Genomic DNA, 11,782 nt, shown 5'->3' with positions numbered 1-11,782 from the left:
AGGTGCCTTGTATAAAGAATAGATGAAAAAAGAAAAAATGACTCATGCTCCGTCAGAAAATGCAACACAGAGAAAACGGATTTGTAAAAAGAGTCAAACGGAGAAAATCAGATTGGAGAATGAGCGAAAATGAAAAAAGCCTGCGGAATTCCGCAAGCTTTTTCTTTAAATCGCTGCCTGGCTCTTAGCATTTTCATATACATCAAGCGCGGCCTGAAGCGCTTTTCCCGCTTCGATCACAGCGCCGTGTCTGAGGAGCACAGCTTCTAATCCGGCAAGGACAAACAGTACGTTTTCTCTTCTGCAGCTGTAGCCCATCGTACCAATTCTCCAAATCTTCCCGGCTAAAGGGCCGAATGAGCTGGCGATTTCGATTCCGAACTGTGCCAAAAGCATATGGCGGACCGACTCTCCGTCCATGCCGTCCGGGATTTGCACACAGGTGACAACAGGCATTTTGCAGCTCTCATCCCCAAACAGCTTCAGCCCCATCGCCTTAATCCCGGCTATTAATGCGGCCTCATGGTATTGATGCCGCTCGAAACGTGCTTCGAGACCTTCATCAAGCACCAGTCTAACGCCCTCACGCAAGGCATAAAGCATCGTCGTCGCTTCTGTATGATGATTGAGCCGCCGTTCGCTCCAATAATCCTCAAGCTGGCTCAAATCAAAATAATTGCTGGTGATCGGACGATTCCCGGTAATCGGCGCCTTGTCTGCCTGAGTCGCAATTCCGCGTTCCACCTTTTTGCGCGCCGCAATGATGTCCGCCACCCGTTCATTATATGTAATCGGCGCCATCCCCGACGGAACAGACAAACACTTTTGCGTGCCGCCGATAGCTGCGTCAATGTTCCATTCATCCACTTTCACCTCGCAGCCCCCAATTGTCGCTACCGCATCGACAATAAACAGTGCATCCCAAGCACGGCACGCTTCTCCAATCGCTTTCAGCGGATGGATTCGGCCAGTTGATGTTTCCCCGTGCACCATCGCCACAATTTTCGGCTTCACTTTTTTCATTTCCCGTATAATAGCGTCAGGGTCAAAAACCGTTCCCCACTCACACTCAATCGTATGAACATTCGCCCCGTACCGCTCAGCGATTTCAGTCAGCAAAAAGCCAAAGCGTCCGTATATCGGAATAAGCACGTCATCTCCCGGTTCAATGACACTCGCTAACACCGCTTCGATTCCCGCCCGGGAGGTGCCGTCAATCGGATACGCCCAGCGATTTTTCGTTTGAAATAATTCTCGGAGCATCTCCATCGTTTCATTCATGATATCGGTAAACGCCGGATCAAATTGGCCGACAACCGGCGTGCTCATCACTCTTAATACACGCGGATCGACCTCTACAGGCCCCGGTGTCATAATCGTTCTTAATGGTGTACATAATTCTTTTCTGCCTGACACAGCCATTCCTCCTTCATCAGTAAGCCAGTTTGTATAATAAATTAGTCAATGTGCGGACGCCGATCTCAAGCTGACGTGCAGAAGTAAACTCCTTCGGCGAATGGCTGATGCCGCCTCTGCTCGGCACAAACAGCATACAAGCGGGGCAGCTCCTTCCGATCATTTGCGCATCATGCCCTGCCCCGCTCACCATTTCTTCACAGCTGATACCGTTTTCTGCCGCTGTCTCAAGAGCCTTGGCAGAAAGCGTTTCGTCCATCGGCACAGGCTCTATCCGCATATATTCATCAATCATGGCGTGAATCCCTTTTTTGTTACAAATGCCGTTGATGACAGCAGTCATTTCTTCATGAAAATGCTCCAGAACATGCTGATTTTGATGTCGAATATCGATTGAAAACTGCACCCGGCCAGGTATGACATTGGCCACATTGGGCTGCACCGTCATTTTTCCGCATGTCAGACGAAGCTCATCCGGCTGTTCTTCAGCGCGAAACAGCAGTTCATGAATCACTCGGCTGCTGGCTGCGAGCGGGTCCTTGCGCCACTTCATGGAGGTGGTCCCTGCGTGGTTGCATTCTCCCTCAAGCGTAATCAGATATCTCCTCTGCCCGACTATACTTGTCACCACACCGAGATCTCGTCCTGACATTTCAAGCGTCTGTCCTTGTTCAATGTGAATTTCAATAAAAGCGTTGATATCTGTCCTGTGCGCTGACGGATACACGCCTCTGCCAAAACCGTTGTCATGCATCGCCTCTTGTAATGAAACACCTGATCCGTCTCTCGGTACTTCCGCATGCTTCAATGACAAAGCACCCATCATATTCCCTGATCCCCAGTATGTCATCGGAAAACGGCTGCCCTCTTCCTCACATAAAGACACGGCCTCAAGCGTTTTTTTCGGCGCTCCGTATGTTTCTTTGAGCTGCTTTAAAGCAAGCATTGCCGCAAGCACGCCATATGAGCCGTCATACTTTCCCCCATTGATCACCGTATCGATATGTGAGCCGGCTAAAATCACTTCATCCGGAGACTGGGTGCCCTGAAGCCTTCCAAAGACATTGCCGACGTCGTCAAATCTGGCGTCAAGCCCAAATGCCGACATCTTCTCTTTCACGGCGAGCTGCGCGTCCATCCACTCCTTGGTGTACAAAAGTCTCGTCACTCCGCCATCAGCAGACGCACCGAATTGGGCAAGCCAATCGATGTAATCAGCGATGCCGCTTTCTACTGAAAGCCTCTGCTTTTCCATGTGCTTCCTCCTCTGGCCGTTATGGTGACTTCATTATAGAGGGAGGAAGACGTATAGTTCATCAGCACATAAACCAAAAAAACGTTTGTTTTTTGGTCATAATAACCAGCCTGCCATTCCATTTTAGGAATAGCAGCCAGTAAGGAAGAGAGTCAATAGGCAGCGATGGATTAAAAAAACAGCGAGAGGAAAAAGTGGTTCTAAAGATTTATTGTATGAACTAGCGAAAAACACGGGAAGGCAATGCTTTCAGTGAAGCAGCACTCGATCAAGGAACAGCGCTTGCCAAAACTCAGCGGGAGCAATAACGCGGACTAAAGCTCCTGGAACAATAGAGTTCCGCCTCCTCCAAAGTTACTAATTTACAAATTTAATAAAAAATATACAAAATGACACTTCTAACCTTTATCTCAATTTTAGATAATAGACATGATCTGATCTAAAGGAGGGCAAGTGATGACAAAAAAAGCAAGGTTTCTGCCGCTCGTCTGTGTATTACTGATTTCCGGATGGTTTGCGCCCTCTGCTTCAGCAAGCGCGCAAACCGGATTGAACCTGAATGGCCGTGCAGCTACTTCTTCCGCAGCCTCCGGAGGCATTCTCACATTAGTCTCTCCCGCTGCACCATACGCCGACACAGACACCTATTATGAAGGTGCTGAAGGAAAAAGCGGAGAGGCGTTAAAAAGCGCACTGCACCGCATCATTAGCGGACATACGATGCTGTCTTACAGCGAGGTATGGAACGCGCTGAAAGAAACAGATGCAGATCCGGCCAATCCGAATAACGTCATCCTGCTCTATACGAATGAATCCCGTTCGAAAAACCTGAACGGCGGCAATGTCGGGGACTGGAACCGGGAGCATGTCTGGGCGAAATCCCATGGCGATTTTGGTACAAGCAAAGGGCCCGGCACTGATATTCATCACTTGCGTCCAGCAGACGTCCAAGTAAACAGCGCCAGAGGCAACATGGACTTTGACAACGGCGGCAACGAGTATGCGAAAGCACCCGGAAATTATTATGACGGAGATTCTTGGGAGCCCCGCGATGATGTGAAAGGCGATGTCGCCCGCATGCTGTTTTACATGGCTATCCGTTACGAAGGAGATGACGGCTACCCTGACCTTGAGCTCAATGATAGGACAGGAAACGGCTCTGCTCCTTATCATGGAAAACAATCCGCCTTGCTTGAATGGAATAGGCAGGACCCTGTTGATGCCCGCGAAAGAAAAAGAAATGAAATCATTTATGAAAAATATCAGCACAACCGAAATCCATTTATCGATCACCCTGAATGGGCAGACGACATTTGGCCGTAAGAAAAAGGTGCTCCCCCGAAGGGAGCACCTTTTCTAATACACAGCCTGTTCCGTTTCAGCATCGAAAAAGACGGCGTGATCCATTTTCACCGCCAGCTGAATTGTATCGCCCGCGGAGATTCGATTGCCGCCATCCAGGCGAACCGTGAGCCGCTCGTTCCCGGCGCTGACATGCACAATCAGCTCAGATCCCAAATTTTCATTCACTTCCACCGTCGCTTTAAACACAGAATCAAACAGCCGGTCATTTCCAGTCATTTGTGCGATGTGCTCCGGCCGTACACCGAGTGTCATCGGTTGTCCGGCATAGCCTTTTTCCTTCAGCCGTTTTGCCTTTTCTTCAGGAATATGAAGCCGGATCGAAGGATTTGTAAAAAACAGCTCGCCATGCTGCTCTTCAATCATGCCTTTGAAAAAGTTCATTCCGGGAGAGCCAATAAACCCGGCCACGAACAGGTTTGCCGGATAATGATAGATATCATGAGGCTTGGCCACTTGCTGAATTTTACCTTCATTCATGACGACAATCCGATCGCCCATCGTCATCGCTTCAGTCTGATCATGGGTGACATAGAGAATGGTTGCTTCTAGCCGCTGGTGAAGCTTGCTGATTTCTGTCCGCATCGTCACTCTCAGCTTCGCATCCAGATTAGAAAGCGGTTCATCCATTAAAAAGACCTTTGGTTCCCGCACAATTGATCTGCCAAGCGCCACCCTTTGCCGCTGGCCGCCGGAAAGTGCCTTCGGTTTTCTCTTCAGCAAATGCTCAATCTCCAAAATGTTTGCAGCTGCATGCACCCGCTCGGCAATTTCTTGTTTCGGCATTTTTCTGAGCTTCAGTCCAAATGCCATGTTATCGAAAACAGTCATATGCGGATACAGCGCATAGTTTTGGAACACCATCGCGATATCACGCTCCTTCGGCGGAAGATCATTGACCCGTTCCCCATCGATGAAGAGGCTTCCTTCCGAAATGCTTTCCAGCCCAGCCACCATCCGCAGGGTTGTCGATTTGCCGCAGCCTGACGGCCCCACCAGCACCAAAAGCTCTTTATCTTTTACATCTAAATCAAAGTCCTTCACCGTTAATTGTGAATGATATGATTTTTTGACATGTTCAAATGTTAATGAAGCCATCAGAAAACTCCCTCCGTCTTTTTTTCTCCGTTATTTCGTCACTGGAAACAACTCGGTCTTTCTGTTATTTTTAGAGTAATCGATTCCCATATTTGCTATATTTCTAAAACAAAAAACGCAAATTTGTATTATAACGTCATAATACATTATAATATAAATAATAGCTTAAAAGGAGGCTACCCCTTGTTAAACAACGGAAGTTCAACACCTTTATACATTCAGCTAAAACAAATCATAACAGATGACATTAAAAAGGGCTTGTATTCCCCGGCTGCCAAGCTGCCCACAGAAAACGAGCTTTGCAGCAAGTATAATGTCAGCCGCATTACCGTCAGAAAAGCCATTCTCGATCTGGTCGAAGAAGGCTATCTGATCAGGCAGCAGGGAAAAGGAACGTTCGTTAAAAGCCCTAAATTGAAGAGAGAGCTGATCGCAGTAAACGGCTACTCGGAATTTATGGAATCAACCGGGAAAAAACCGAAGCATCAGGTTCTGTCCCATGAAATCATTCCAGCATCGAAACCGATCGCCGAAAAGCTTCAGATCAATCCCGAGAGCCCTGTCGTTGAATTAAAACGGATTTTATATAACGATGATCAGCCGCTCACCTTTGAGATCACGCATTACCCGCTGGACATGTTTCCTGCCATCAATACGTTTATTGCTGACGGTGTATCTATGCATGATATTTTAAAGCAGCAATACCAAGTTGTTCCCACTCACAATACAAAACTATTAAATGTTGTCTATGCCCAGCAGGAGGAAAGCAAATACTTAGATTGCGATATCGGGGATGCGCTGTTTGAAATCGATAAAACCGCATTTACCTCAAACGATCAGCCGATCTACTGCTCACTGTTTTTGATGCACACAAACCGTGTCACATTTACAATCAACAGTCCCTACACATGACAGGCATAAAAAACGAGACACTGCTTATAGTATTCTCGTTTTTTCACTGCTTCCCCCTTCCTCCAGGCGATAGGGATAGCCATAGCCAAATGCCCCGTACACTCCGCATGTTTTCGCAGCTGTTTCCGCTCCTTGGCGCAAAGCGTTCGTCATATCCTGCTTCTCACAAAACGCAGTCAAAAATCCCGCGATAAATGAATCTCCCGCTCCGAGTGTATCTATTATATCAGCTTCCACAATCGGCTGATGGTAGATTCGGTCCCCCGCAGACAGGATCGCTCCTTGCCCGCCGCGGGTCATGCAAACGATTTTTGCTCCGTACTCATGTGCCTTTTTGGCAAGCTGGCCGCACTCCGTCTCACTCAAATCGCTTCCTGAAAAGAACGCATACGTCACATAAGGACAGACCTTTTTCAAATACTCATCCTCTCGATTTGTTGAAAAATCAAAAGAGACCGGGATCAGCCCGCACAGCTGCGGCAAATCGTTCTCAAGCCTGCTGTACACACTGGTATGCAGCAGATCATGCCCGCTGATAAAAGATAAGTCCTTTTCCTGAAACACAAGACGGAGACGCGACTGGATGCCGCCCTTATTCGATCGGACAAAGATCCGGTCCCCCTGTTCATCAAGGGTAACGATTGCCATTCCGTTTTCCCCATGCGCCTGGCGAATAAAATCAGCGTTGACCTTTTCTAATTTCAGCACATTCAGCAGATGAGCCGCGGCTTCGTCATTGCCGACAATTCCGATATAAGAAGCCTCATGCCCGAGCCGTTTTGCAAGCACTGAGACATTTAAGGCATTTCCTCCCGGATAGAATGTTTCTTGATCCTGATAGTAGTCTACAACGTTGTCTCCAACAGCAATTAATTTCATTGTGCTTCCTCCTTTATCCTTTTACGCTTCCGCTTGCAATCCCGCGGACAAAATATTTCTGCATAAATAAAAATAGAATAATAATCGGCGCGGCAGAAATCGTTAATCCCGCCAGCAAGACGCCCCAATCCGTCTGCAGTGCATCTCGGAACTGCATCAGCCCCGCTGGAATGGTCCGCAAATTCTCGTCATCTATGAAAATAATCGCAAACATAAACTCATTCCACGTATGGTAAGCTGTCAGAATACCCGACGTCACTAAAATCGGCACACTCATTGGTAAGAAAATTCTGAAAAATACTCCAAAACTCGTACACCCATCTAAATAAGCCGCCTCTTCCAATTCTTTAGAAATAGAAAGAAAATAAGAGCGGATTAAAATGATGGTGAATGGAATCCGATAAGCCGCATAAGGTAAAATCAAAGCCCAATACGTATTGTAAAGCCCAAGCGACTGAATAATGGAATAAAGCGGCACAAGACTGACCTGAGGCGTCAGCATCAAACCGCCAAGACAAAGCACCAAAAAGAACCCTCTTCCTTTAAACTCGAACCTCGAAAGCCCGTACGCCGCCCATGCGCTGATAAAAACAGTAATCACACATGTCAGCGCCGTCACGATTACACTGTTCATAAAATAAGAAGAAATCCCCTGATTCCAGGCGGACACAAAGTTCTCCGGATGCCACGAAGACGGCAGCGACCAGCTGTTCTCAAAAATATCATCCGAGCTTTTAAAGGCGCTCATGACCATCCATAAAAGCGGATAAGCAATCGCGATAAGATAAAGAAACAGAAAAACCCATACAGACGTTTCTCCGATATACCATTTTCGCCTCGGCTTTCTTTTCACCTCGATGTGCCGGTCAGGCACAGGCTCTAATCTGAACGAATCTGTCTTCTTTTGAGGCAGCATCTGTTAATCCTCCTTTCCGGTTTTAAAGAACTTCATTTGCATGAGCGACAAAGCAAGCGTAATGAGTAACACAACAGTGGCAATCGCTGAAGCATAGCCCATCATATCCTTTGTAAAGGCGCTTTTATATAAGAATGTGCTTAATACCTCAGAAGCGTTTCCCGGTCCGCCGCCTGTCAAAATGTACGGCTCGTTAAACACTGTAAAAGCGCCTGTCAGCGTCATCACCACCGCAACAAAAGACATCTCTTTCGTCTGGGGAATGGTAATGTGAAAAAACTGCTGAATTTTCCCCGCACCGTCAAGCCGCGCCGCTTCATACAGTTCATCCGGTATTTTTTGAATAGACACAATATACAGCATCGCAATATAACCGACAGACTGCCACTGCGATACAAAGATGACAGAAAGCATAGCCGTGCTGTCCTCCCCGAGCCATGCCCTCGTCAGCTGATCCAGCCCGATTGCCTGAAGCAGCTGATTCAAAAGCCCCGTCTCAGGGTTGTAAATAAAATCAAATAAAAGCGCGATAACCGTCATTGAGATGACAACCGGCAAAAAGAAAACGGTACGAAAAAAAGGCGACCATTTTCTGACCAGCTTATCCTCAAGCACCGCCGCCAAAATCAAACCGCCAAACACCTGGCATATAATTGAGATCACTGCGTAGAGCACGTTATTCGTGAGGGCTTGATAAAAGACAGGATCACGAAATAATTCAACATAGTTCTTCAATCCGATAAACGTTTTTTCCGGAGAAAAAGAGCTCCATTGAAACAGACTGAGAAAGACATTCTCAAAAATCGGGATATAAACGAAAAGTAGAAAAACAAGAGCCGGCAGTAAAAACAAATAGGGGATTATTCTATTTTGGTTGACCAAGGATAACTCATCTCCTTTATAAAAAGAAAAGGTGCGTCGCTTCACCTTTTCTTTGATTTATTCAGCTGACGCCTTCACTTGCTTGGCTGCTTTTTGGACGGCTTTCATGACTTGCTCCGGTGTCATGTCGCCGCCAAGCATTTGCTGGACGCTTGTTAAGTACACATCTGCGATTTCAACATCTACATCCATATCGAACCACGGAACCATTGATTTGGCATCTACGATATGCTGAACGGCTTCACGCTGAATGGCTGTAGAATTTTCTTCGGTTGCCGTTCCTTGCACCGCACTGTATTTGCCAACGTCTTTAACGAGCTTTTCACCCATTTTTTTCGACGTCAGAAATTGCAAAAATTCCACTGCTTCCTTCGGATGTTTTGTTTTCGAAGAAATCATAAATCCTTCAGGCGCCCCCGTTAACGCTTCTGAAGATCCTTTTTGCCCGCTGATTTCAGGGAATGAGAACATCCCTAGATTCACTGGCTCGACCAGTTTGATTTCAGCCGTTTCCGCATATATCATCGCCGACTTTCCGCTCTTAAATTGCTGTCTCACATATTCATGGTCGACGGAATTTACATGTTTATTGAAGTAAGGCATCAGTTCCTGCAGCTTTTCAAGTGCTTTCACATAGCCTTCATCGGTAAATCCACCCGTTTTGGCGTTATAATCCTTTTCTCTTGTTTTTTCATCGACCATCCGCTGATTCAGCGTGCCGATATAATGTGAGATTGTCCAAGGTGCTTTTGTTCCGAAACTGATCGGCGTATAGCCATTTTCTTTCAGCTTCTTGGAGACATCGATGAGCTCATCCCAAGTCGCCGGGGGCTCTAAATTGAGCTTTTTAAAAATATCTTTATTATAGAAAAATGATTTAGCGTCCATTTGCCACGGCACGCCATATTGTTTGTTTTCATACGTAAATGGTGTAACTTGCGATTGAACGAGCTGCGATGACCAATCTGTATCATCTTTGTAGTAGGACGAGAGATCAAGTGCTTTATTTCCTCTGATAAATTTAAAAGCAAACTCGTCACTCCATGAGAAGTAAATATCAGGAGGGCTGCTGGTTCCCAGCATAACTTTAATTTTATCTTTATAGGAGTCATTCAAAACCGCTTCAGTTTGAATGTCGATATCCGGATGCTCTTTTTCAAATTCCTTTACAACCTCTTCAAAATACCTTTTTTCCGGCTCCTTCGGCCATCTGTGGAAAAATTTCAATGTCACCTTTCCATCCGCTGAACTGCTCTGGCTCGAACAGCCCGCAATGGTGAGCATACTGACAGCTGCAATGATCAAAAATAAAAACATTTTCTTCAAAGGGTTGGCCTCCTCTGGACATTAGACTATAATGTTATATAACATTATAGTCTAATGCATAATGGTTCCTCTTTTTCAGATCAATACTCAACTTTCCACATGTATCTTCTATGAGATAAAGGATGATTTCTTGCTTCTGCCAAAGCGTCCGCATAGCTTCTCAGCACACGGTTAAGAACAAGCGGAGCAAGGTAGCCTTTTACTGAATCGTCAATTGCAGTGAAGTCGTAAGATGCGGCATCAAGCACAGTCAGCTTTTTGCCATATTTTTTCGAGAAGGTAAGCGCCCGCTCTTCAAGAGGCCTTGTTTCATCTAAACCGAGCAGGATGATAAACGGCACGGATTCATCAATAATTTCAAACGGTCCGTGAAAATATTCTCCGGCATGAATGGCGTGGGAATGAATCCATTGCATTTCCATGAGAATGCAGATGCTGTAGGAGTAAGCGACACCGTAGTTTGCACCGCTTGCCATTGTATAAATGATGCTTTCTTTTTCATGTGCTTTTGCAAATTGCTGTGTGTTTTCAGCTTCCTGCTTAAGGGCTTCATCATACACAGCCTGCAATTGATCTAAACCTTCTATTGCTTGTTCAAATGTCGTATTGTTTTCTAATACCTGCAAAGCGCCGAAAACGATTTGATATAGAACGCCATAGTTCGTATTGATCGCCTGCGCCTCATCACCCCAGTCATATTGGGCGACATATTGCGCTTCCTGTGCTAAAGGAGACTCCGGCTTATACGTCATTGCAATCGTAAGCGCGCCTTTGCTTCTCGCAAATGCAGCGGCTTTTACCGTTTCCGGGGTATTTCCCGAATGCGAGCACAAAATGACAAGAGACTTTTCACCAAGCTGCACAGGGTTTCGCTGAATAAATTCATTAGAGCTGTAAAGGTCAGAGCTGATTGATTTTGACTCCCTGTCAAACACATATTTACTCGGATACATGATGGCCGAAGACCCTCCGCATGCGACAAAGAATACATGGTCAATGGTTTTTCCTTTCAAATCCTGCAAGAAAGCTTGAACCTCACGATTAACTTTTGCTGTGACCTGACTCAAATCCTTCACTCCTCATTTTTATTATATAACGTTATATAACATTATATATTGTTATATTAAAGTCCAGAGATAGGAATGTCAATATTATTTTCTGAAATTTCTCATTAATTTACTTAGATGATAGACAAAGGATCTTTGTGTAGAAAAATGCCAAATCAAAAAGCCAGAACTTAATATAAGCTCTGGCCTCGCTGTTCAATCCGCAGACTGACTTCTTATTTAAAAAATACCTTGTCTATATTATACTTCGAGTGCTGTGTATTGATGATATAGGTTTCGTAAATTTCTCTTTCCATTGGATCTTCAACTACACATACTTCAATTTTATAAACTTCGTCTCTGTGATTTTTGATCGGTGAGACAGTGTCTTCAAAATGCTTTTTAATTCTCTGTCTTAACTTTCTGGCTTTACCGACAAACAGCAGCTCATCATGAATGTTGTAAAACATAAAGATGCCGCCTTTATCCCTTGGTATCTGGTGAAAGTCAATGAACCCGTGAATCGCCTTTATTTTCGGTTCGTTATGATTGGCTGACTGCTGTCGCTCGGTGATCGTCACATTCGGTGCGGGTATATCAATTTTTATCAAAATCAGTTCACGTCCTCTTTTTCATTAAAGATAAATGCTAACACAGACAGGAAAGAAAAGCTAGAAAAGCTTTATTATA

The 11,782-nt window shown here is 45.6% G+C and carries 11 protein-coding genes; 2 read left to right on the top strand and 9 right to left on the bottom strand.

The genetic code is table 11. The annotated features are described in order from the left end of the window. Nucleotides 1–165: 165 nt before the first annotated feature. Nucleotides 166–1,416 carry a pyridoxal-phosphate-dependent aminotransferase family protein gene (locus DIC78_RS14910; RefSeq protein WP_127696506.1) on the bottom strand — a complete coding sequence of 417 codons (1,251 nt, stop codon included), beginning with the start codon at nucleotides 1,414–1,416 and terminating at the stop codon, nucleotides 166–168. A 16-nt stretch (nucleotides 1,417–1,432) separates the two neighbouring features. Further along, nucleotides 1,433–2,671: an allantoate deiminase gene (gene allC / locus DIC78_RS14905; RefSeq protein WP_127696505.1), complete on the bottom strand. Its 1,239-nt coding sequence runs from the start codon at nucleotides 2,669–2,671 to the stop codon at nucleotides 1,433–1,435. Nucleotides 2,672–3,127: 456 nt separating this feature from the next. On the opposite strand from allC, the gene DIC78_RS14900 reads away from it, so the two are divergent. Beyond that, entirely contained in the window at nucleotides 3,128–3,994 is an 867-nt protein-coding gene (locus DIC78_RS14900) for an endonuclease I family protein (RefSeq protein ID WP_127696504.1), read from the top strand. Between the two features lie 33 nt (nucleotides 3,995–4,027). Here the strand turns inward: DIC78_RS14900 and DIC78_RS14895 are convergent, their stop codons facing one another. Then, nucleotides 4,028–5,131: an ABC transporter ATP-binding protein gene (locus DIC78_RS14895; RefSeq protein ID WP_106019517.1), complete on the bottom strand. Its 1,104-nt coding sequence runs from the start codon at nucleotides 5,129–5,131 to the stop codon at nucleotides 4,028–4,030. A gap of 183 nt (nucleotides 5,132–5,314) precedes the next feature. Between DIC78_RS14895 and frlR the strand changes: the two genes are divergently transcribed. Then, a complete protein-coding gene (gene frlR, locus DIC78_RS14890; protein WP_024122756.1) occupies nucleotides 5,315–6,043 on the top strand; it encodes a transcriptional regulator FrlR in 729 nt (242 codons plus the stop codon). A 24-nt stretch (nucleotides 6,044–6,067) separates the two neighbouring features. Here the strand turns inward: frlR and DIC78_RS14885 are convergent, their stop codons facing one another. The 6 genes from DIC78_RS14885 to DIC78_RS14860 all read right to left on the bottom strand — a co-directional run bounded on the left by DIC78_RS14885 (nucleotide 6,068) and on the right by DIC78_RS14860 (nucleotide 11,703). Beyond that, the gene (locus tag DIC78_RS14885; RefSeq protein WP_127696503.1) at nucleotides 6,068–6,922 is read right to left on the bottom strand and encodes a fructoselysine 6-kinase; all 855 of its coding nucleotides are present in this window, start codon (nucleotides 6,920–6,922) and stop codon (nucleotides 6,068–6,070) included. 13 nt (nucleotides 6,923–6,935) lie between these two features. After that, a complete protein-coding gene (locus DIC78_RS14880; protein WP_059334818.1) occupies nucleotides 6,936–7,838 on the bottom strand; it encodes a carbohydrate ABC transporter permease in 903 nt (300 codons plus the stop codon). Between the two features lie 3 nt (nucleotides 7,839–7,841). Further along, nucleotides 7,842–8,720 (bottom strand): carbohydrate ABC transporter permease, encoded by an 879-nt coding sequence (locus DIC78_RS14875; RefSeq protein WP_101859987.1) that lies wholly within the window; start codon nucleotides 8,718–8,720, stop codon nucleotides 7,842–7,844. Nucleotides 8,721–8,777: 57 nt separating this feature from the next. Then, nucleotides 8,778–10,046 carry an ABC transporter substrate-binding protein gene (locus DIC78_RS14870; protein ID WP_127696502.1) on the bottom strand — a complete coding sequence of 423 codons (1,269 nt, stop codon included), beginning with the start codon at nucleotides 10,044–10,046 and terminating at the stop codon, nucleotides 8,778–8,780. Between the two features lie 80 nt (nucleotides 10,047–10,126). Further along, nucleotides 10,127–11,113, bottom strand: coding sequence for a fructosamine deglycase FrlB (gene frlB, locus DIC78_RS14865; RefSeq protein ID WP_127696501.1), 987 nt, complete (start codon nucleotides 11,111–11,113; stop codon nucleotides 10,127–10,129). Between the two features lie 215 nt (nucleotides 11,114–11,328). After that, on the bottom strand, nucleotides 11,329–11,703 hold the full coding sequence (locus tag DIC78_RS14860; protein ID WP_024122762.1) for a nucleotide excision repair endonuclease: 375 nt from the start codon (nucleotides 11,701–11,703) through the stop codon (nucleotides 11,329–11,331). Nucleotides 11,704–11,782: the final 79 nt, after the last annotated feature.

Source organism: Bacillus halotolerans (genome assembly GCF_004006435.1).
GTDB lineage: Bacteria > Bacillota > Bacilli > Bacillales > Bacillaceae > Bacillus > Bacillus halotolerans.
Note: the sequence above shows the minus strand (reverse complement) of the source record. Positions and strands in the feature narration are given on the sequence as shown.